The organism is Pedobacter montanisoli (assembly GCF_022809115.1).
Classification (GTDB): domain Bacteria; phylum Bacteroidota; class Bacteroidia; order Sphingobacteriales; family Sphingobacteriaceae; genus Pedobacter; species Pedobacter montanisoli.
Window position 1 is genome coordinate 1,248,988 of record NZ_JALGBH010000002.1, and the last position, 23,173, is coordinate 1,272,160.

Here is a 23,173-nt window from a genome sequence, read left to right on the forward strand (position 1 = left end):
TATGTGTAAAATGTTCGGTATAAATAACATTAATGAAGGCCATTAAAAGATATTTCCTTCAAATCTGAACCATCAATATTTACAGAGTAGATATTGGTTGAATTATCATTCTTCCGAAAAAAAAGTTTATTCGTTTTTCTATTATATTTTACATCTTTAAACTGTGTACCGGTGGAAGATAATATTTGTGATTCTGTTTGTGTTTTCATATTTATTTTAACCAACTCATAATATGAAGAACATACCATAACATCATTATCTATTAGAACAGGATTTGAATAAGTTTTAGAGTTATTAATCGTATCATTTAATGTGACAATCCTTTTTAATTTATTCTCTTTTTTATTATAAAGAAAAACACCATCATCTTTACTTCTCATAGCGAATAATATTTGATCACTATTTAAATCTGTAATATGATATAAACTGTAAGCATTAAGGTTAGATATCTTACTTATATTATCATTATTTAAATTCAAAGAATAGATATCAAAATCATGAGCAGCTTTTCTAGATAATGGAGAATATCCTGCATAGTCATTTGCTTTGGTAAAATAAAGTGATTTATTATCATATGAAAATGTAGCTTCAATAATTAAAGAATTATTATCTAAAACCTTTTTAAGATTATTCTTTTTAATGTCCAAAATCCATACTGAACTTTGTTTGGCACTTGGTATTCTCCTTATAAACACAACTTTACTATCATCAAAAGAATATCTTGGGAGATATGTTAACAAATTATCCTTTGCTCTGAAAAGTTCATGCAAATTGCTTCCATCTACATTGGCTTTATAAATAGAAGAACTGCCATTGTTTGTCCATGTAAAAATAATAGACTGACCATCTGAAGCAATATCGAAATCTAATATTCCCTCACTAACAGTCTCATTATTCTGAGAATGATTACAACTTATATGTAATATTATTATAGATAGCAGTATTACTATACTTCTTAATCTTAGATACATCATTTTACTGAATTTATAAATTTGTTAAACCCTATTCTCACATTATTTAAAAAATTATTTATAGGTGAAGCTGCAGCATATCTAGTTTGCTTTGCCACAGAAATTTCAGAAAAAAGTTTGAAAACTAAATTAGCCATATTATATGTTCTTTCTGATATCTTTTCTTTAGTAATTGGATCTATTCCTCCTTTTTTATATTGGCTAATTACTTCTAAAGCATCTTTAGCAAGTTGTATATCTGCTTCTCTAACTTTCATATCAAATAAAGCTCCCGTAACACCAGAAGCTTTATTTTCAAAATATGCCCTATCGTGCTTAAATGCTGCTAAATCGACCATATCTAATGGTGTCAAACCTAATTCTCCTGGGTCAACATCAGGACCTGGACCTATAAAGTTTGAACCAAAATACGCCTTTCCGTTATATTTCACTTTTCCTCCATCTCCTAGCCAATCCTTTGTACCCCCTCTTTTGTTTGTATTTTTTTCTTTATCTTGATCTGGCTCTCTCTCCTTTCCTAGAAAAGCAGCAATCTCATCTGGGTCATTGGAACTCTCATTATCATTTTCATCTTTTACCCACATCCCGTCAGGGTCTATATAACGAAGGGGGTTATCCATTGCATAGGTGTATGGTGACCACCGTCTGCCTAATTCCGCAAGCGGATCCACCACATTCCACCTACCAATAACCGGATCATAGAACCTAGCGCCGTAATCGTACTGCTCCAGTTCATCCTGCAGTTCCTTACCGTTGTAAAGGTACCGGTTCGTGCCGCCAGACTGTACTTCTTTTCGTTTGCCAAAGGCATAGTAATCATCACGCTGCAGCATCCGCACAGCATTGTTATAAATATCGAAACTTCCCCTTACATTTCCAAGGTGGTCCGTAAGGTTATACTGGTAAGTGTAGGTACCACCGCTGTTCAGCGCCCTGCCCTCCTCGGTCTGGATAAAGTCTATTGTTCCGTTAGTGTACTGGATCCCGTCCACATAATCGGTTGTAGTGGTACTGGTACCCGTAGCTGTTTTCCTCAGCTTCCTACCTGTTGCATCATAGGTGTATGTGATATTGACCGGTCCCGTTACCGTACTCGGCAGGTTAAGGTAATTATAGCCCAGGGTTACGCCGTTCCTGCCATCGGTGGTCGCGTTGCCGTTGCCATCATACTGGTAGTCTGTACCGGTCAGCCCCGGTATGTTCTGCAGCTGGCTGCCATTGGTATAGTTATAGGTCTTTGCCCCGGCATTGTCCCTGTTAAGGCTTGTGATGTTGCCCATTAGGTCGTATTCCAGTACCTCGCTCATTCCTGTGGCCGCTGCTACCGTCAATCTGTTCAGCTTGTCATAGCTATAGGTGAAGCTGTTGCCGCTGCCGTTGGTGTAGGCCTGGTCTGCGATGTTGCCGTTGTACTGCGGATAGCTGCCGTTGTCGTATTTCAGCTCCATGCTGAACTCGCTGCTATTGCTCTTGGTCAACCAGCCACGCTCGTTGTAGCTGTAAGTGGTGCTCTGCCTGCCATCGGCCAGTTTCTTCTCTTTCAGCTGCCCCAGCTCGTTGTACACATATTCTGAAAGGGTAACCTCGGGCTGGCCGTTGATCTGCTGCCTGGTCCTGAGCTTCCTGCCCATGTGGTCATAGTCATAAGTGGTGGCTATGGTGGTAGTGGCGCTGTAGGCCGTATGGGTACGGGTACTGCTGCTCAGGCTGCCGTCAAAGTTGTAGGTGTTATCGGTCCGGTCCCTGCCGCCCAGATGGTTGTCCATGTGCAGCTGGATCACTTCGCCCTTGTCGCTGTAATAGCTCACGCTCTGGTACATGGCCCCGTTGCCAAGGTCCCTTACCTTGCTGCCTGTCTGCAGGCTTTTGGTCTTTTCACTTGCACTGCCATAGGGGCCAAAGGCTACATAGCTGTAGCCGCTGCCGTTCCCGGGAAAGCTGTAATCGTCATAGTAGTTCACCGTTAGCTGGTAGGCATAGCTGCGGGGATAGGCCATATTGCTGTAGTCGTTGCCGGGCGTGCGGCTCTCCCACAGAGGATAGTCCGGGCTGGTGCCATCGGCTTCTGCATCTACCGCTGCCTGCAGGTTTATCCTGCTTCCGCTGCTGTTCAGTATCCCTGTCATAATAGTCCTGCCCAAGGCATCATATTTGGTAAACAGCCACTCGGGACTGCTCTTTGCCCGCTGGTTGCTGTCCTGGCTCAGTACCAGCTGGTCTATCTTATTGTACACCATGTACTCCCAGCCCTTGCCGGGCAGTTTCTTCTCTACCAGCCTTCTCCTGGCATCGTAACGGTACTGGTAGCAGTAGTTGTCCAGCAGGGCCTGGGTAGGGACATTTGCATCGGCATTGGCTCCCGGTGGCAGCACATAGCTCAGGTTGCCATAGTCGTCATATACATAATAGGTGCTCAGAATTTCGATCTGGCCGGCCTTGTAGTTGAAGGCCCGCTTGAGCACTACCCTACCTTCCTTGTCCTTGTATTCTTCGGTGGTCCCGGCCTTGCCGTCGCTGCCCTGCCAGTTCTCATCTTTGCTGATGGTAAGGTACAGCTGGCCGGCACTGTAGTAGCCCGGGCTGATCAGGGTGCGGGTATAGCTGGCCGTACCTGCTGTGGCCCTGTAAAGCCTCACCGCATGGCCCGTGGTGCCATAATTGGTATCGCTGTTATTGATGCCGTAGCTCAGCCTGCCGGTATGCTCGGTGCCGGTATTGCCGGTAGGCTGCCAGCTTGCCCCGGGATAGCCCTGTCTTTCTACCCTGTTCAGAGGGCTGGCCTCGAATACCGTAATACTGAAGGGGCTGCCGGTGGCCTTGATGCTGCTGCCCGTGGCCTGTCCTGTATAATAGTTCAGCTGGCTGCTGATGCCTGACGGCTTATAACTGCCGTCGGTAGCGGTCTGCTCGGCATAGGGCAGGTATTTTTTCACCTCCCTGCCCAGGGCATCATATTCGAATACCTGTACCAGGTCCTTGCCCGTGGCACTTCCCTGCCACTGTACCGTCTGCAGGGGACGGCCCAGCCCGTCAAGATACTGGATGGTGCGGTTGGCCTGGCTTACCGGCAGCCCGTTCAGTGAGCTGATGGTGGTCTTGCCCGGTACCTTCACCACCGTCTCCATTACATGGTTCTGGTTTGTGCTGGGTGTCTGTCCGTAACTTAAACCGCTCAGGATCAGCAAAAAAATTAAGAGATTGCGTCGCATCGTTATCGTTTATCTGGTTAATATCTTGTTATTTTTATCTCTGTTTATGGAATAAAGGGCATGAACCTGTCTATGTAAAGATTGAGGTTATGGCTTACTGTTACCCCGTTTACCACGTACACATTGCTGGTTCTTTCATCGTTCTGCACGGTGTGCAAGTAGCTCAGGGTATCGTTGTCTTCCAGATAGGTGGCCAGCCAGCCTATATTCCCGCTGGGCGAGTTTCTTTTCCATTTTACACCGTATGTAGTGTATTCAAAGGTATAGGTGCCTGTGGCGATGCTCACCCCTGCTTGTAACTGGGCTTCTGTAAAGGTATAAACTACATTGCCGGTGCCGTCTTTGATCTTTAACTCCCCCACACCGGCCGAGGGCTGGTTACCGGCATCCAAAACACAGTAATTGTAGTAACTGATGTTGATCATGCTGCTCTCTGGCGGGGTTGTGCCGCCGCCTGAACCGCCATAATTGTAAGCGTAACTTTTTATAATATGCTTATTGTCATCTAAAACATTAAGCAAACGCAGGTAGAGGTCATATTCAAATCTGGAGGTATAACCATTAGTTTCAGTTACTGAGCCCAGATTTCCTCCGGCAAGATAGGTAAATGTTCTGATGGAGGCATCTGCCGGGTATATGACAATATCATCTATGGCATCGCCATCAGAAAGCGTTAGCGTACCCAAATAAGGTTGCTTTTTAAATATCCATTTTCCGCCGCTACGGTAAAAATAAGAAATCACATAAGAACGGGTATTGGGAATAGCCCAGTTAACCGTATAGGTTCCTAAATGGTATTTAGCACCTGTATGGGCATCGCCATTGGTGGCAGTGTTGTCTTCTTCAAAATTCTGGGTAAAGAACTCAGAAACTGAAGCATTTTTGGCTTCGGCCACAGGATAATTTTTTACCGTGCGTGTAGGGATTACAGAGGCATATCCCCATTGGTAAGAAATCGGGACGCCATTTGTTAATTGCTGTGTATTCAATTCTCCTCCTGCACCATAATTATAATTTACCATTTCCTCATATCGGGTATCACTGATCAGGTTGTTATACAATGTTCCTGTTTTTGTCTCATTGTTCAGTCCTGATATCTCCTCTCCTCTTAATAAGTATTTTTTTGCAGGTTTAAACAATACAGGATCAAATGAAGTAAGATGAGCAGCCACTAAAACAGAATCTGTTCCTTTATACTTCCATAATTGCTCTTCCAAAGGAACAGACAATATTTTTTTAAGCTTTAACGGAGCACTAACGGCATCAACATAATCTTCTGCATATTTAAATTTATTTACCGTATGAAGACCATCAGACTGCTGTTTACGGGTAAGCAACAGGTTTCTGGTTATGGGATTATAAATGTGGTTGGTTACGCTTACTACTGAATCTGTGGCTGTATATACCACATCTCTTACGGTTTTCAGGTATTTCCAGGTCTGATCATAAATATTAGATCCTGAATCAAATGCGTCTGTAGGTCCTGTCCAAAAACCTCCGAGTATGGTGGCAGACATGGTTTGGTAAGGTTTAAGCCCCACAAATCTAACGCCATCCAACGATTCTTCATACACATAATCTGTTTTCTGCACCGGTGTATAACCTGTACCTAAATCTTTGTATTTGGTTGTGCTAATCTCTTCTATACCCGTATTGTATCCAGAAAATGAGGAAAAATCATGACGGGTTCTCAATTTTGCACCTGTTGAAAGGTCTTCTTCAAATACCGTTCTGTAAAAAAAGGGAACACTTTCATCAAAGCGACCTGAAATATATGAATTGGTTAACAGGTAATTAACCTCATGACCAATGCCATCAAAAATTATTTCTTTATACGCTAATGTAACGTAGTCTGCACCAGAATGCCCACTACCCGATGAAAATCCATCGCTGTTCACATATTGAAAATTCTTAACCAGTGTTTCTCCATTTAGGGGATGATCTGTTATGCTTTTTACCCTGAGTCCTCCAACAACTCCTCCTTCTATTTTTACGCCACTAGATCTAGTCCATGATACATCGGCCTCCATCCGGTCTTCTTTATCATCTACGAATACGCAAAGGGCATAATCTCCCGCAGGAAGTGTTTTAAGGAATAGTTTTCCGGGATTATCTCCTTCATGACCAATCATGTCTTCATATACCGGATTTGCAAGAGGCAGACCTCCTGACACTTTGTAGATCTTGAAATCTGCATATTTATTTTTTGCAAGAGAGTCTAGGGAAACTACTTTTACTGTTCTCTTTAAAAAAATATTGATGTCTTGTTCTTGATCTAATGAGAAAAACACATAATTTGATCCATAATGCTCCCCATTAAGATAAGCAGGCTGCCATTCTATAAAAGTATTGGCAGATGCGCCTTCTGGCACGTAATTATTTCCTTTAAAGGTCTTGTTAAGTTCATACTCAAACGTAGTAGTTCCACCGGTAGGATAAGTAATTTTTTTCAATGCCCCTAATTTTGTACCTTCTAAATTAGGATCTCTATTTGGACCGGTGGTGGGATAAATAAAATCAGGTAGAAGCACACCACTAAAAACCCCTGTTTTGTAATAACCATAATGGTCAAGCATGGCATCGTATTTATTTGGCACTACAGCATCTTCCTCATACTCAAAAAGATGTGTCTTTGAAGAAATTCCAGGAGTTTCTAAAATTCCCGGTGCCGTAACTCCGGGTTCTTCAGTTAAGGAAACCAACTTGAGGTATTTTCCGTTAGGGCTGGAAGCACCAAAATATCCCATATTGAAATTCCATTTTTTGATCTGGCCGCTGTTATCTGCCGCCACAATATTTTTTATTGCCCTGAGATTACCACCTATATGATGCATAAGGTCATCTCTTCGCTGATCTTGTGCATTGAAGTACACTGCATGTTTATCAGATTTAATTGAAACAAGTCTTTTAGAAGAAATATAAACAGGATAAGTGCCTTTAATAGGCGTAAGCACATCTTGTCCCAGAGGGGTTAAGGTTTCTTTCTTTTTAAAAGTTTGGGTAAGTGTACCATTAGTTATCACAGATCCTTCATCTTCATATTGAAATGTGATGCTTTCATTTTCTGAAGGTGTACTGATAGAACTTAAATGCCATGAAGATATATGGCTAGGCAGTGTATAGGGCGCATTAGGGTCTCCTTTTGCGCTGGTATATTCTTTTTCGTTAAAACTATAGCGGGTACCATCTTCTGTAATGATTAAAAATCCATTCTCAGATCCTGAAATAGAGAGTTTCTGATAAGGGAAACAATAGAAATTACCATTTACCAACATGAATTTTCCTGAATATTTACCAAAATTAAACTGAAAAATATCTGGTTCCAGATCATAAAGCATATTGGTTCCTGCTTTTAAAAACTCATAACTATAAGAAGGACTGTTAATCAAAGCTTGTACAGCTGGATCCTCATAGTTATAACCATAATTAAATGTATTGTCTACAGCGCCATTAACCATACGGGTAATTACACCACCAGCCTGTATATTCCAGCCCAAGCCAGCCCAGCCTACAGATTGGGAAGGTTTAAAGCCATCATAACTGTAGCTGAGAGTTATAGGCAGTTTAAGTTCTTTTCCCTCTAGTACAAATAATGGAATAGATGTACTGACCACTCCCGTTGAAAGGTTAATAGGGGTTTGTCCAAACTTACCCAGACTATTTACAGTAGGCGAGGGCGGAATTAAATTGGTTTGTACATAATTGGTAGGGTCTTGAGCTTTGAGTTGATTTACTGTAACAATACAGATCATCAAAACAAATAGTTTTTTGATTAATTTAAGATTCATTGTGTAAGATTATTCTTGCTATTTTTTGGTTTATTTCTATTTATCTAACATTTTCAGGTCCAGTTGTAAGGTTAGATCCTTGTTTTTAGTTTCTGTAATTCCTGTTTTTGGTTGGTAGATGTATAGTTTGCCTATATGACCTGTCTGGGTGCTTTTGCTTAAGGTATCCAGTAATTTTACCAGATTAAAATAATTGCCTTTAAAAGTAAATTGCTGTGTACTTATTTCTTTGGCTAATCCGGCAGTATCTGTAAGTTCTGCTGTTTGCGGGGTATAACTGATCTTAACATTTTTATTTACAGCCATTCCTGAAACGGCTTGCCACAAACGGTTGTCGCGGTCTTCTTTCTTTACCTGATAAGATTTTACAACTTCTGTATAAAAATGGTATTTCTTATTTACCTGCAAAAATGCGCTATCTTCGCCCTGCATATCAACCTGCTCTTTTTTAAGCTTATGGTTTAAACGATACGCCGCAATGGTATGCTTAAAAGAGAAATGATAAGCAATGATAAATGTGACAACTATTGCTGCCCCAAAACCCCAGTTTTTTTGTTGTTCGTTAAGCCTGTTCCACATCATTTAATAGGTAATAAGAAAGTTAAACTGGTATTGTTCTTTTTCCGGGTCTTCCTGGTAACTGGTTAGTCTGGCCGTTTTTACCCATTTTTTTTCTTTAAGTAAGAAAATCCAGTTATTTACCGCTGTAAGATTGTTCGTTACACCTGTAATTTTAATTTGCGGGGTTTTATCTTGCTTTTCTGTTTCGGTTTTAAAATCGTTAATGCGTATTTCATTTAAAGTAAGTTGTCTTGGTTTACTTTGTCCTATTTCATTAAGCAACCAGCCATAGTTATAGCCTCCGTTCCAGTTCAGTTCTTTAAGCAATTGTTCGTTTTTACCCACATTGTTTTTCAATAAAACAAGCTGATCTGCACTGGCAGTTTGGGCGCCTACCTGCTGTAACAGTTTTTCATTTTGCTGATTAAAATGCGTAAGGCTGGCAAAACTGATCAGCAGTAAACCAAAAAGTGCCATTAAAAACCATAAAGCACGCTGCTTTAATTTAGTATTGAACTGCTCTTTTATAAAAGCGGTATTAACAGAAGCTACATCAGCAATTACCATCTGTAATTTTTGGTGCAACAAAAGTTGGAAAGCTGCCGCATAAGCAACCACACTTTTTTCTGTAATAGGCTCTTGTCCTAATTTTAACGGAAAACTGTTTCTAGCTTCCTGATCTATTTTATAACCGATAAAATTACGTTTTTCATCTAATTCAAAAGCATGCCCATCATAATGCAAACTATTTCCATATAAATTGAGTTGAGGCCATATATGTACTGAATGAATAGCTCCTAAACTAACTGTATAAATCTTGAGGCCAGCCAATTTCAACTTATCTAATAATTCATCAACCCCTTCTTTTCTAATTATGCTCAGCAAACCAAATGCTTCCTGTTTAAAAAACTGTATATAAAATTGCTGGGGTGCTATAGCCGGAAAAGCTTGTTGAAATAACTGGACTAAAGGCGCATCATCGGTAAGTTGCATATTCTTATGCAAAAGCCCCTTGCCTGTTAAAACCAAAGCTATAGGATATGCTTTGGGTAAAGCAGCAATAACATTTACCAGCGAGCCTTCTAAGGTTTTACATGCCTGAATATGTATTTCATTACCTTTTCTGTTTAGCAGGCAATAACGGCAACTATAGGTATGATCGCTCTGAATATATAGTTCTACTCCTAATACAGTCTGAAGTCCTTCAACCATTATTTTTTATTTTAATAAAGAATTGTTGGTTTGATAAATACCAGCGTAACCACTTTATTGTTACTTTTTTCTCTGCTGCTAAATAACCATTTAATGATGGGAATACGTGATAATAAAGGTACGCCCGAACCTCTTTCAGCTGTCTCGGTACGTTCAAGCCCACCCAACACAATCATATCTTCATTTTTAGCCCTGATCAAAGAAGTAAACTTGCTGGTTGATTTTGGTGGTGGTGCATTTTCTGGTGGGTTACCAATAAAATCAGAAATATTCACTTTAATATTTAAGGTTACCTGATCATCACCCGATACAATGGGCTTAATATCTATTTCAAGATTGGCATTTACTTCTGTAAACTGCTCTGTTACTACAGTTTGCGCATTTAAAGAAGGGATTACGTTTTGCGTACGCTGACTGAAATATCGTGAACTGCCTATGCTAAGATTGGCTGTATGTCCGTTAAGCGTAGAAAGTTTAGGTACCGACCTGATTTCTACATTAGAATTGTTTTCCAATGCGCTCAGCTTTACATAAAAATTAGGGGTAACCCTGCCCAAATTTACCGAGTTATTGCTCCCCAATCGGGAAAGAAAATCATTGATGGAATTGGCTCCAAAAGTATAATCTATGCCTGGTAAAATGGTTCCTCCTGTTTTTACACTATCAGAAACACCTGCACTGATACCTGTTTTTACACTCTTTCCTTTTCTCACATCTACCAGCGTTACTTCTATTAGTACCATAGGTACCACCCTATCTATTTGTCTGATGTAATTTTCTATCTCATTGATCTGTGGAGCTGATCCTGCCAGTAAAATGGTGTTCTGCTCTCTAAATTCTTTGATCTCCACACCTTTTTTCCATTCAGTAGGAATCATCATTTGGATCGTATCTAATGAACGGTGCTGAAGCTGTACAATACGATGTGAACGTAAACCTTCTAAACGTCGCTCTCCAATCAGATAAACCCCTCCTTCCCGTTTATAGGTATATTCTGTTCCCTGTAGCAATGAGGTTAAAAAGTTATCGTAACTGATGTTATTTAAACGGGTAGTTACACTTCCTTTAATGTCTGAATAGATGAAATAATTTACAGCGGCCTCAGTAGAGGCGTTTTTGATCAAATCTAAAATAGGTGTGTTCAATGCATCAATACTTAACAGTCGGTTTCCATTGGCATCTTTCCTACTACTCAGATTAAAATTACCTCCCTGGCCTGCTCCTCCCCCCGATTGAGGTTTGTTATTACGTTTAACCGCTGTTGCGTTATCATTATTAATGTAAAGCTCCTCACCATCTCCTAAAGCCTGAAAAATAAACACATTATCACTGGTTTTATTGAGCTTTAAGCCATTGGCATAAGCCATTTTATCTAAAGCTGTTTCAAATGGTGCTGCTGCAATATACGCTGATACGGTTTTGTTTAACAAAGTTGTAGGCACAACCACATTTTTTTGTGAAGCCTGGCTGATTTTTTTAGCTACCACAGACAGCGTATCATTATTGAGTTCGAAACCCAGCATATCTGTAGCTGCATTATAGTTTACCTTAATATTTTTAGGGGGCAATACTACCTTAGCAGGGCTTAACCTTGTAATTGACATGATAGAGCCTATCAGCTGGATATCAAGATCATATTCTTTGGCTAGAAATAAAAGAATATTTAAAGGCGTTTCGTTCGTAAAATTGTAAAATACCTTAAAATTAAGCTGGGGATCAATATTGATATTGAGATTGTTAGCTTGTGCCAGTGCTTTTAAAAACTCTGGAGCTGATGCGCCCGACATGGATAACTGTACTTTCTGGGTAAGTCCCGGTACAGTTACCGATAATGTTTTTAAACGATTTTCAATCTGTTGCAAGCGTTCTGTTTTAGCCTGACCCTGGGCATGTGATAATGAAATGCCTGCAATGCTAAAAAATAAGAACAGTATAAATTTTAAATAAAGTTTGTTGGTCATCTTTTTTTAGATGTTGAGTAATAAAGGAAAAATTTCTTCTAAAGTGGTTTGTCCTGAAGCAAATAAATCAAAAGCATTTCCCGATAGCGTTTTAATTTTCCGGTTTTTTAAAAGCTCGTCAATATACATATTCTCCTGTTTGATTTCAAACGCCAGTTCGGCATCTATAGGAATTACTTCATACACCGCTTTTCTGCCTTTATAGCCCGTATAATAGCATTCTCCACAGCCTTTAGCCACATAATGTTTGTTTAATGCAAAAGGTGGATTGAACTGTTTTGGGTAGGCTTCTGCATTGAATATTTCTTCCTGCTTACAAACAGGACATAACAAACGCACCAGGCGTTGGGCTACCGTAGTATTTAAGGTATTGGCTACCAAAAATCCGGGTATTCCCATATCAATTAAACGCGATACAGTTCCCCATGCGGAGTTGGTATGTATAGTAGAAAGCACCAAATGCCCTGTAAGTGCTGCACGAATAGCCATATTAGCCGTTTCGGGGTCGCGGATTTCTCCTACCATGATCACATCAGGATCCTGACGTAAAAAAGTACGCAAAGCAGATGCAAAGCCCAAGCCTATATTCTCTCGCAACTGCACCTGATTAATGCCTTCTAAGGTATATTCAATAGGGTCTTCGATGGTAAGGATATTTCGGGTGGTTTTGTTTAACAGCTTTAATGTTGCGTATAAAGTAGTCGTTTTTCCGGATCCTGTAGGACCGCTGATCAGAATAATTCCGTTAGGACGCTGTATGCCCTGCATGTAGTGGTAAAGATCTTCTTCTGAAAGCCCCAGTATATTCAGGTCTATATTGGTACTGGTATTGCTCAATAAACGCAAAACCACTTTTTCTCCATGTAAAGTGGGCAATACAGAAACCCTGATATCAAAGGCTGTTTCTGCTCCTAATTTATAATGTATCCGACCATCTTGTGGCAAACGTTTTTCAGCAATATCTAGATTGGCCATGATCTTGATCTTATTGATCAAAGCCGGATAATCTTCTTTAGCAATCTGGTAACGTTCAATCATCATCCCATCTATACGGATCCTCACTCGCGATTTCTGTTCAAATGATTCGATATGGATATCACTGCTTTTAAGCTTACGGGCTTCTTTAATCAATGTATCTAAGAAATCATCTCCGGCCGTAAGTGCACTCAAAGGCTGCGCCGCGGAATCTGTCTGATCTTTTAAATAACAAATGGCTAGCAAACGACTGATCTCTGCTTTTGGCAAAAGCTGTAAAACTATTTCCTGGTTTAAAATAATCTCCAGTTCTTCTCTCAGTTCTTTTTCTATTACACCTTCTTCTGCATATAAATACAACTGATTTTTATCTTTCTGATAAGGCACAATACGGTATTGCATGGCCATATTCTGGTGAACTAAGTGTAATATATCTGCCGAAATTTCCATGCGTTAAAATTCTAAAAATTGAGATAAGTATAAAGCCAAAGATCATGGGTAAGATCAATGCCAGCAAAATAGTAATCTGTTAACATCACCAATACCATACATAAAGCTTGTCCACCAGCTAAAGGTATCTTCATCTCATGTTTTTTATAAAGAATGCTTCCTGTCAGCACAAGCAAAATACTGATCAAATAAAACAGCACATAATTCATAAATGAAAAATAAAAAGCCATACATACCAGAAAAAGCAAATCTCCTTCTCCAAAATAGCCCTTTAATAAATTAACCCATCTTTTTTCTTTCCAGGCAAAATAAAGCGATATCAATAAGGCCTGTGCCAAAAGAAAGAGCATATTGCTTTTCAGATCACTCAGAAGGTTAGCTAATCCAGCCGCATTATATTTTAATACACCCAATAAAACAGCACTTACTATAAACAACCAAACGTATATAGCCCTGTATTTGAAATCCTGCCAAGCCATATAACACAATACTAATCCCGTTAACAATTTCAGGAATAACATTAATCAGGAATAACTTCTTTTAGGTTATGCTCCTGATCAATCTGCCATACGTTATAGGTGCCATTTCCATTAAAATCGGTTACGGCGGTAGCTTTAGCTACAAAAGCGTTATTATTAGCCGAAATGATTTCTATTTTATAATTGGCTTTTCCGTCTTTTCCATCAGTAGTGAGTTTTTCTTGTATAAAACCTATTTCAGTAAGATCTGTAGCATAACGGGAATGCTCATAAAAATAGCTTTGCTGAAGCTTAGCTACATGCTCTAACTGAAGTTTAGCCTCTGTGCTTTTAGCTTTAGTAATTAAGGGCATGAGGTTAGGAAGTGCAAGGAGCACCAGAATACCGATAATAACCAATACTACCAATATCTCTGTAAGGGTATATGCCTTTACCTTTTTTCGTAAGAACTTATTTCTGTTCAGCATTTCTTGTGGATGTTTGTTTGGTTATAGCAGCTTAACAGATATTTTAGTCTGAGCGCAACTATTCTTTTTCGGAACCTAAATTAGGAAAATTTAAAGGATTAAAAAACTTAAGGATGCTATATGAGCTTTCTATACGTATTAAGAAATATTAAATCAAAATCTTCAACTTACATTTCACATCAATCAAAAACTATTACTCATCTGGAACATAGGCAGGTACATGGCTATGAGGATAATACCTACTGCCAAACCTAAAAAAATGATAATTAAGGGTTCCAGCAGGCCACTGATGGCATTGGTCTGGTATTCTACTTCTTCGGTATATTGATTGGCCAGTTGCTCAAAAAAATACTCCAGCTTATTTACCTCTTCTGCAATTTTGATCATCTGTATAAATTTTACGGGATAAAAATCATTTTTGGCCAGAGTGGCAGATAAACTGCTGCCCATCAAAATATCTTTTTCTGCTACCAATAGAGATTGTTCTATAGGATAAAATGAAATCATTTGTCGCACCATTTCCATGGCTTGCAAAAGAGGTGTATTGGTACCTGTAAGCAAACGCATGGTATTGGCAAAACGGGCCAGGTATATTTTTTTAAGAATTCCGCCTACAACAGGTATTTTAAGTAAAGTAAGGGTGAGCCATTTTTTAAACCAGACTTTACGTTTGTTTAATACATAAAAAGCTACTATAGCTACCATAAAAATCAACATCAGGTATATGTTGCGATCAAACCAGTCTGCAAAACTTACGATCATGGCTGTAATTGCCGGCAATTTACCTCCAAAACGTTTAAACACATCGGCAAACATGGGCACTACAAATTTTATCATAAAAAAAATAGCAGCGAAAGAAGTACTCAATACCAGTAAAGGATAAGTAATAGCACCTATTATTTTACGTCTCTGGCTAATCTTGCTTTTATAGTACCTGCCCAGTTCATTCAGCACTTCGGCCAAACGACCGGTTTCCTCGCCTATACGTACACTGTAATATTCGTAACTACTAAATTTTTTATTGTTTTTTAATGCATCTGATAAAGAACTGCCCGCAATCACTTCTTGTTTTATACTTTCAAAAAGTTCCTTGTCTTTAGCTTGTGTATAAGAACTCACCGTAAGTTCCAAAGCTGTTTTAATAGCTATACCCGATTGTATCAGCGTACCCATTTCATGATAAAAAGCTTCTTTCTTTTTATCTGACAATTGACCATTCCCCAAAGAGATATCTTTATTTAAAAACTCAAATAGCTTATTGGGCTCTAATTGCTGCTCGGGCTTTTTCTTCTGCTGGGGCGATTGGTAATTGGAAATATCTATACCGGGCATATTATTTAAATAAATCTTCTGAACTGTAATCTTTGTTGATCTGTACGGGAACTAAAATATAAGGATCTAACCTCACTTCAAAATACAAACGGTCTATTGGCTTTTCATCTCTAACATCTTTTCCCTCAAAATATGCCGACCAATTTTCGCAAATCAATTTAAATGTATCTGTATGTTGCTCGTTAAGCTTTCTTAGCACTGCATTGGCCACGAACTGGTATGCTATGCTAGTATGATCTTCTTTTTCAAGTGTTATGCCATCTTGTGTACGCAACATTAACCTGCTTTTAAAAGCATCTCTGGTCATTACATGCTTTAATGAGGTAAGTGCATCGGCCTTTTGATTCTTTTGCTGGAATTTCTCATAATAATTACCCATAATGCTATAAACCGTATAACATATGGTAATACAAATAGCCGACAAAAACATGGTCACCGTTACTTCGAGAATAGTATAAGCCTTAATTTTTCTCATCAGGCTCCTTTCTTTGTAACAAGCACTTGTAAATACCTACATTTTTGTTTCTTATGGCTGCCTTTATTTCCAGATAAGCAATTCCTGGTGTTTCTGTATCTGTAAGCCTAAACCGATAACTGATGCTATCTAAAAGAAGTTCATTTTCTTTTAGGTAACCTTGCTGTTTAACTTCCTGAGCCAATTGCTCCAATTGATTTTGCACTTGTATTTTTTTAAAAGATATACCCGTATTCAACACATTTGAAAAAACCCGCATGGCCACGGTAAAAATAACCACAATAATAACCATGGCTATCAGTACCTCAATTAAGGTAGAGGCTTTCAGTTTCTTATGCATTATTCCAGCCATTGCAATACCTGTTTTTTACTTTGATTAAATAATGGGGAACTCAGGTAATAATTGCTCAGTTCTTTCCTGTTCAGTGTAATATCTATGAGAAAATTTTCATACAAAGTGGCTGATGTTTGCATTACAAAAGTATTGCATGAGGTTTTACCTGTAATTTTAACCTCTTTACCCACTTTTATAAAGCCGGTGCTATATATTTCGCCTTTAAGCGTACACCCTTTGTTTAAACTGATCATGGTCTGCATGGGTGTGCGTGTTTTTTCATAACTAAAAACCACTCCGTTAAATGCGCTTTGCTGCCCGAACTGAATTTTAGGCTGATCTATTGAACCTTTTGTTCTTAGCACACCAATTACCGAAGGGTAATTAAATACAGTCTGTTCACCCACAATTACAGAATCCCGAGCAAATAATTGACATCTGCCTTTAAAACCACTAGCTACTTTAATAATGGGAGCATAAATCTGTACTCCGTCTAATTGTGCAGTAGAACTGATCTGAACAATAGAATCAGCATATAAGATCACATTACCTTTTAACTGAATGTCTGATAGGTTAGTTATAAACGGCAATCTGATATATCTGGTCGGATCTAGAAAAGAAACAGTTAATGAAGCTGGTTGAGAAAAGCCCTTCTTTTTCCAGGTAGCAGTATCTAAATAAGTATGGATTGATTTCAGTACATTTTCTGCAAGTGGCGATAAAGTAGCAGAACTATTGGTAATTTTTCCACCATAAACCAATTCGCTACCTGCATAAGGTTTACCCTCTGCATACGATTGTCTGATACCTGATTTAGGCAACAAAGCATCACCTGTAATTTTAGTCTGTCCGCTAACAGACAAAGGCCTGTTTTCATCACTTAGATACAATACTGTTTGATCGGGTTGTTGGCCAAGCAGCATTGCTCGTTTTAACGTATCCTGTAAAATAAAAGTTTTGATTACTGCCAGAGGATAGATACCCCATGGTTTCATTTCCAGAAATAAACTATCTGTTCCTTCGCCATAAAGATCGATGGTTTCGGGTTCGGCACTAATGCCTTCTGTAGCCAATATATAAGCTACTCCTGATTCGATATTGTTTGTTAACCGCTGGTAACGGATATCTTTTAGATAACTATTCCGGTAATGGGCAGCAAGCATAATTAGCGATGCTGAAATAATCGCGATGAAAAACGCGATTACAATAGAAAAATAAAGTGCTCCTGCCTTTAGCATACTATGCTTTTTTCTTCCTGAACAAGCGTTTTAACCAGCCTTGTTGGGCATTGTCTTGTGGTGGCTGAATGATACCGTTTTTGTATTTTTCTAATTTTATACTGTCGGGCGTAATGTATTTTTTTAGCCTGCCATTTATTTTTCCATTGGTATAAGAACCTTCTTCAGTAAGCTGGCCAGAATTATTGTATTTATAGAAAGTCCCGTTAGCTTCACCTCTTCTATAGTTGATACGTGCTTTTAAAGCCCCAGCCTCATTCCATAATTTCCATTCGCCTTCTTTCAGGCCCATATTAAAATAACCTTGTTCTTTAAGCTGGTTGTTCAAATAGTAGTCACTGTATAAACCATGGATAAGTTTTCCGCTATACCCTCCTTGTGTAAAACGGATCTGACCATTGCTAAACCAATAATAATTGGATAAAGGATCAGGTTTTCTCAAGTTCTTATCAGATGGCTGGGTATAAAAAGCAATTTTATGATCCTCATAGGCAATATGGTGCTTATATGCCGTAATATCTAATGGTTGCTTATATGACTGCCCTTTTACAGCTAAAGTTGATATAATTGAAAAAAGGAAAATAATAGAATATACTCTCATTTTATTTAATTCTAATGTATTTGGTTTCTCCCTGAAACTGTACTCTTACCGAATCTCCCAGATGTTTGATCAATTTTAGTCCGTTGGCACTTTGCCCTTCAGCCAACAAGGCTTCTTTGCCCTGAATGTTAAGCATAGCCAGTTTTTGTTTGTTAGCTGGGTTATTAATATAACCAGTGTATTGAATAGCCGCCCAGTTTATAACAGGTTTCTGAACAGGAGGCGTTTTTACAACAGCAGGTGATCTGAGCACATCTTCAGATACCTTTTTTTCCTGATAAGTATCAGATGAACTTGTAAAAAAAGGATCCGGATAATTTAAATTTAAGGTTACCGTATCATGAAGATGATTGATCTCATTAAAATAAGCTGATTTTACAGTCGAAGTCTTTAGCGATGGTAATTCTTCATCACTTAGTCCTGCATAAACACGATAAAAAATAACACCCCAAACCGCAGCAACACAAATAATCAGTAAATAAGTTAATGCTTTGTTTTTCATGAATTAACGAAGCGTAAAGGTAAAGAAATCGCTCATTTCGCCTTTATTTCCTGCTTTATCTATAGCTCTGACTCTCCACACCAATGTTTCATTAGCGTTACCCTGATTAAAAACTAAAGTATTACTGTTTGCAATTTGAGGATAGCCAGAACTATATAAAGTAACCGAATCACTTTTATAAACATATACTTCATATTTTTCTGCATCCGATAGCGCATTCCAGATAAGCGTAACCGGTTTACTTACCGTCTGCTTATTTGCAGGCGAAGTTAAAACAACTTTTGCAGGAGGTGTGGCATCGTAGGTAAGATTTCTTACGGCCGACCATTTAGAGGTTTCTGTATCATTCTCTGCCCGTACCCTGAATTGATATGTACCTTCTGCAACAAAGGTATTCATATAAGTCGGGTTATCTGTAAGTGCATTAAGCACCAGGTTCTGTTCATCTGAAAAATTATGATCGTCTATTTGTAAACGGTATTGTTTTGCCCCGTAAAGTTTTAACCATTCATATTGGGTTAAAGGGTTGGAAGTATATTGGTTTTGAGCAGGTGCAATAAGTTGTACCACTTGTTCTTTCAAAGAAGAAGGATGTATAATAAAATTACCTGTGGTATAGAGCGTAGCACTGCTTCCGTTCTCCCCTCTTACACGCCATTGGTAACTACCCGGTTCTAAAGTATAGGTAAATTTATCACTGCGTACTACCGTATCTAAAATGAATTTTGCTGCTTCAGAAAAATTAGGTGATACCACCTGTAACCTGTACTGAAAAGCATCCGGGTGTGTTTCCCACCAAAACGTTAGCTGGTAACTATTGGTTTCTATATGATTTGCAGGGGCTATGATTCTTATTTGTTTATTATCTAGCGGTCTTTCTATAAATTCTTTACATGAAACTATAAAAGATGTAGCTAAAAGAAAATAATAAAAAGACTTATTCAATAGTTTCATAACGTTAAAGCAGAAATAATTTTATAGATGGTTTAAAAGCGAACTTTAGCAAAGTTAAAAAAGTTAGTAACATTTAAATATTCAATCTAATAATTTATGCCGGATACAGACATATTTAAAGCTCAAAAGCCCACATGACTGCGGGCTTCGATTATCTTCTCAAGATCATTCAGGATTTTCTGTTAATTGTGATAGCAGCTAGGATAGCTTCTCACATCTTAAAAATTACACCTTTAACAAGCCACGAAAACCTCTTGCCGCATAATAGGATTCGGCACCGTTATGGTAAATAAAGATGTTTCCGTAACGATAGTCTGCAAAGATGGCTCCGCCAAGTTTTCTGATATCAGCAGGTGTTGTTAGCCAGCTCGATGTTTTCATATCAAATTTTCCAAGTTTTTGCAGTCCCCTATATTGTTCTTCTGTTAAGAGCTCAATACCCATAGCATTTGCCAGATCAACTGCGCTGTTAGCGGGTTTATGTTCTTTACGGGCATCTAACGCTGCACGATCGTAGCAAAGACTTCGTCTGCCTTTAGGACTTTCTACAGAACAATCGCAAAAAATATAGGTATCTGTTTCTTTATGGTAAGCAATCACATCTGGTTCCCCGCCTGTTGCTTCCATTTCGTTTAGCGACCATAATTTAGTCGTGTCTTTTTCTAATCTGGCTTGTATTTTTTCCCATTCCAAATTGGGATGGCGATCCCTGTTTTTTGCAAAACGGCTCTTCAGGATGTCCAGTATCTCATGCTGTTGTTCTGCTGATAATTTCTTGTTGCTCATATATTGTTTATTGTAGTATAATTAAAAATTAAGATGATAGCCTTTGTAAATAATTTTCTAATTTTTCGATATTTTGTAGCAATCCTTGATCTGCTTTAAAAACTTTAACCACTGTTTCAAACAATTCAACAGTTTCAAATAACATGGTCCATTTAATTAAAGTCTTATCTTCTTTTGATCTGAAAACAATTGTGGCTTCATAATTAGGATTAAAGTGTTGAAACACAATCTTACCCAATGGAATAATCTCTTTAAATATACTTCTGTTCGGATAATTTTTACCATCAGGTCCGTGCATAATTAACCGCCACTCACCTTCTACTCTTACATCCATTTGTTGAATGGTATTGGTAAATCCAATTGGCCCCCACCAGTTTGCAATATGTTCAGCTTCTGTCCATACTTTCCAAACCAGATCGACTGGAACATCCAATAATTTTGTAACAGATAATTCTTTTCTTTCCATTTTAGGGTTGACATTATTTCTGATCTAATTTACCGATCATTTATGCGCATCGCAACTGGTTTAGTTTAAATTGCTTAATGCGGCCTGCAAACGATTATGCGCCATATCTATACCCTGCGCAAAAGGTAATTTAAGTACCTGATCCCTTATCGCAACAGATTTGTATATAACATGCATGTTAAGCTTACTGGTCTGCGCTGTTAATTGTTCAAATTCCAGATATTCAAGTTGTATATCAAAAGCTGCGTTTTCCATCTCAAATGTGCGTACAATCCTTTGGTTTGGGATAAATTCATGTATGGTTCCATTAGCCCTGAAAAGTACATTTCCTTTGGCATCTGTTGTTTCAAATTGCCAACTGCCATGTTTTTTATTTTCTAAGTTCAGTACTTTGGTTCCCATCCACTGTTCAACAATTCTGGGCTCTGTATAAGCTTTAAAAAGCAATTCTAAAGGTAGGTCAAACGCTCTTGTGATTACGATTTCCTGTTTGCCTTCTTCTGCATGCACTTTTGTTTTTCTTTCCATATTATTGCTTTGGTTTAAATTCTTTCATAATAGCCTCTAACTTATTAAAGCGTTCATCCCACATTTTGCGGAATGGCTCAATAAAATCTGCCACTTCTTTCATTTTTTCTGCATTGATATAATAGTGAACTTCTCTGCCATTTTGCTCCTGTTCGAGCAATTGGCATTGTGTTAATATTTGCAAATGTTTGGATATAGTAGGTCTTGCAGTGTTAAAATTTGAGGCAATTGCACCTGCAGTCATTGATTGTGAGGCAACCAATAATAATATAGCCCTTCTTGTGGGGTCGGCTATAGCCTGAAATACATCTCTTCGCAAATTCATATGTAGCTATTTGACTACAAATACAAATGTAGTCATTTAACTACGCAAATTTTATTATATTTTTAATAAAATGTATGCTTGAAGAGCAGTAAAATCAATTTTCCAGATTTTACTTTTTGTCTTTTCCGGGAAATTTGACCAAACCTTTAACCAAGGCCTTCCATTGTGGATAAGAGAAACCTAACATGGCTGCCCATCCCACCACCATATTGCGCAGATTATCTAAAGTATCGCTGGTATAAGTATTGGCCTGTTCGTTACGCCCATGCTCTTCGGCATAAATATGTTTACCCATACGTTTTACCTGAAAAGTAGAACTGGCTTGTTCTGTAAGAAAGTGTGCCGTTTCTGGGTTTCTGGATAAAGGGTTTTCTGCCGGACGCACCCGCATCGTAAGGATGTCTGTATCTTTGTCACCCTCCTCTTTAATTTCCTCAATCTTTACCCAATCATAGCCTTTACCTAATGCGGTTCCTGGTCCCGGAATATCTATTTTAAGGTAATCGCCTTCCTTAGCTGCTCTGTTTACCAAGTTACCCGATGCATCTGTGAGTTGAAAGGTGGACATATTTGTTCCGGCAAATTCTGCCCATTTATTTACAGATAACAATCTTTCTTTTACAACCCGGAAAAAATCGATGGCTGTAGCTTCATCTGCCAGCGACAGTTTCTCAACCGCATCTACTTTTGAGCCTACTTCCTGTTCCGGAATTCTTTTATCGGGATAATCATTTTTCGTTTTCATCAGTCAATGGATTTAGGTTATTTATTACTAATAAATCAATTACCCAAAAAGTTCAGCTAATCCACAAAATACGTAGTTGGTGCAAAACTATAAGTAGTTAATGCAGGTAACTGATATGAATACCTGATTTACGCTACTAACTAAACTCATTACTGTTTACCGATGTTTCAATTAAATGAAAAGAGATGTTATGAAACAATATTTTTATATGGTACTGGCAGTTTTATTCCTATTGGCATGCCGCGAAACACCAGATCCGAGCAGCCAGAATAACCTGAAACAAATTGCTCCTATATCTAAAGACAAAGCCTTAAATAAAGGTACTTCTAATGATTTTGCAACCCAAGCTGCTATAGGCAGTATGATGGAAATAGAAAGCAGTGCACACATGATTAAACTTACAGAAAACCCCGATATACAAAATCTGGCAACAATTATGGTAAGAGATCACAGTGTAGCACAACGTGAATTAAAAGAGATTGCCAAAGCAGAAAAAATCTCTTTACCACAAGATCTGCCCCAAGCACAAAAAAACATACTTGCAAAATTGGATTCGCTCAAGGAAGATGAACGAAATTTTTATTATGCCCGGCTAATGGTAAGCGAACATGAAAAAGCAGTAAAACTTTTTAGCCAGGCAGGCAATACAGCCAATAATGAAAAACTAGCCCAATTTGCAGCGGGTAAATTGCCTGTTCTTAAACATCATCTGGCAGAGGCAGATAAAGTGTACAAAATCATGCAAAAAATAATAGGTGATAAAGGCGACTATTCTATAAAAATTGAACAATCTCAATCTAAAGCCAAATCTTAA

General features: G+C 38.5%; 22 protein-coding genes. 1 reads left to right on the forward strand and 21 read right to left on the reverse strand.

Annotation, left to right across the window (positions count from 1 at the left end; translation table 11 throughout):
• Positions 1-29: 29 nt before the first annotated feature.
• From MMF97_RS13205 to MMF97_RS13305, 21 genes are all read right to left on the reverse strand, one after another.
• Positions 30-974, reverse strand: a complete 945-nt coding sequence (locus MMF97_RS13205) for a TolB family protein (protein WP_243362937.1) — start codon at positions 972-974, stop codon at positions 30-32.
• Entirely contained in the window at positions 971-4,180 is a 3,210-nt protein-coding gene (locus tag MMF97_RS13210; RefSeq protein WP_243362938.1) for a DUF6443 domain-containing protein, read from the reverse strand. The genes MMF97_RS13205 and MMF97_RS13210 overlap by 4 nt, the downstream gene beginning before the upstream one ends.
• Before the next feature lie 44 nt (positions 4,181-4,224).
• A complete protein-coding gene (locus MMF97_RS13215; protein ID WP_243362939.1) occupies positions 4,225-7,968 on the reverse strand; it encodes a hypothetical protein in 3,744 nt (1,247 codons plus the stop codon).
• Positions 7,969-8,004: 36 nt separating this feature from the next.
• Positions 8,005-8,550 carry a hypothetical protein gene (locus MMF97_RS13220; RefSeq protein ID WP_243362940.1) on the reverse strand — a complete coding sequence of 182 codons (546 nt, stop codon included), beginning with the start codon at positions 8,548-8,550 and terminating at the stop codon, positions 8,005-8,007.
• The gene (locus MMF97_RS13225) at positions 8,551-9,741 is read right to left on the reverse strand and encodes a PilN domain-containing protein (RefSeq protein WP_243362942.1); all 1,191 of its coding nucleotides are present in this window, start codon (positions 9,739-9,741) and stop codon (positions 8,551-8,553) included.
• Between the two features lie 11 nt (positions 9,742-9,752).
• Positions 9,753-11,702: a secretin and TonB N-terminal domain-containing protein gene (locus MMF97_RS13230; RefSeq protein ID WP_243362944.1), complete on the reverse strand. Its 1,950-nt coding sequence runs from the start codon at positions 11,700-11,702 to the stop codon at positions 9,753-9,755.
• Positions 11,703-11,708: 6 nt separating this feature from the next.
• Positions 11,709-13,127 (reverse strand): GspE/PulE family protein, encoded by a 1,419-nt coding sequence (locus tag MMF97_RS13235; protein WP_243362945.1) that lies wholly within the window; start codon positions 13,125-13,127, stop codon positions 11,709-11,711.
• Between the two features lie 11 nt (positions 13,128-13,138).
• Positions 13,139-13,606, reverse strand: a complete 468-nt coding sequence (locus MMF97_RS13240) for a hypothetical protein (protein ID WP_243362947.1) — start codon at positions 13,604-13,606, stop codon at positions 13,139-13,141.
• Between the two features lie 41 nt (positions 13,607-13,647).
• Complete coding sequence (locus tag MMF97_RS13245; RefSeq protein ID WP_243362948.1) at positions 13,648-14,073, reverse strand: type IV pilin protein; 426 nt, start codon at positions 14,071-14,073, stop codon at positions 13,648-13,650.
• A gap of 183 nt (positions 14,074-14,256) precedes the next feature.
• Positions 14,257-15,405: a type II secretion system F family protein gene (locus MMF97_RS13250; protein WP_243362951.1), complete on the reverse strand. Its 1,149-nt coding sequence runs from the start codon at positions 15,403-15,405 to the stop codon at positions 14,257-14,259.
• A 1-nt stretch (position 15,406) separates the two neighbouring features.
• Complete coding sequence (locus MMF97_RS13255; RefSeq protein WP_243362952.1) at positions 15,407-15,880, reverse strand: hypothetical protein; 474 nt, start codon at positions 15,878-15,880, stop codon at positions 15,407-15,409.
• Positions 15,867-16,232 (reverse strand): type II secretion system protein, encoded by a 366-nt coding sequence (locus MMF97_RS13260; protein WP_243362953.1) that lies wholly within the window; start codon positions 16,230-16,232, stop codon positions 15,867-15,869. Before MMF97_RS13260 ends, MMF97_RS13255 begins: the two co-directional genes overlap by 14 nt.
• Positions 16,220-17,452, reverse strand: coding sequence for a hypothetical protein (locus MMF97_RS13265; RefSeq protein WP_243362955.1), 1,233 nt, complete (start codon positions 17,450-17,452; stop codon positions 16,220-16,222). Before MMF97_RS13265 ends, MMF97_RS13260 begins: the two co-directional genes overlap by 13 nt.
• A 1-nt stretch (position 17,453) precedes the next feature.
• On the reverse strand, positions 17,454-18,053 hold the full coding sequence (locus MMF97_RS13270) for a toxin-antitoxin system YwqK family antitoxin (RefSeq protein ID WP_243362957.1): 600 nt from the start codon (positions 18,051-18,053) through the stop codon (positions 17,454-17,456).
• Between the two features lies 1 nt (position 18,054).
• Entirely contained in the window at positions 18,055-18,555 is a 501-nt protein-coding gene (locus tag MMF97_RS13275; protein WP_243362959.1) for a hypothetical protein, read from the reverse strand.
• Positions 18,556-18,558: 3 nt separating this feature from the next.
• Complete coding sequence (locus MMF97_RS13280; protein ID WP_243362961.1) at positions 18,559-19,509, reverse strand: fibronectin type III domain-containing protein; 951 nt, start codon at positions 19,507-19,509, stop codon at positions 18,559-18,561.
• A 225-nt stretch (positions 19,510-19,734) separates the two neighbouring features.
• Positions 19,735-20,295: a DUF4256 domain-containing protein gene (locus MMF97_RS13285; RefSeq protein WP_243362962.1), complete on the reverse strand. Its 561-nt coding sequence runs from the start codon at positions 20,293-20,295 to the stop codon at positions 19,735-19,737.
• 28 nt (positions 20,296-20,323) lie between these two features.
• Positions 20,324-20,761 (reverse strand): SRPBCC domain-containing protein, encoded by a 438-nt coding sequence (locus MMF97_RS13290; protein ID WP_243362963.1) that lies wholly within the window; start codon positions 20,759-20,761, stop codon positions 20,324-20,326.
• Positions 20,762-20,821: 60 nt separating this feature from the next.
• A complete protein-coding gene (locus MMF97_RS13295; protein WP_243362964.1) occupies positions 20,822-21,289 on the reverse strand; it encodes an SRPBCC family protein in 468 nt (155 codons plus the stop codon).
• A 1-nt stretch (position 21,290) separates the two neighbouring features.
• Positions 21,291-21,614, reverse strand: a complete 324-nt coding sequence (locus MMF97_RS13300) for an ArsR/SmtB family transcription factor (protein ID WP_243362965.1) — start codon at positions 21,612-21,614, stop codon at positions 21,291-21,293.
• Positions 21,615-21,723: 109 nt separating this feature from the next.
• The gene (locus MMF97_RS13305) at positions 21,724-22,359 is read right to left on the reverse strand and encodes a hypothetical protein (RefSeq protein WP_243362967.1); all 636 of its coding nucleotides are present in this window, start codon (positions 22,357-22,359) and stop codon (positions 21,724-21,726) included.
• A gap of 190 nt (positions 22,360-22,549) precedes the next feature.
• Here MMF97_RS13305 and MMF97_RS13310 point away from each other — a divergent pair, with 190 nt between their 5' ends.
• A complete protein-coding gene (locus MMF97_RS13310) occupies positions 22,550-23,173 on the forward strand; it encodes a DUF4142 domain-containing protein (protein WP_243362969.1) in 624 nt (207 codons plus the stop codon).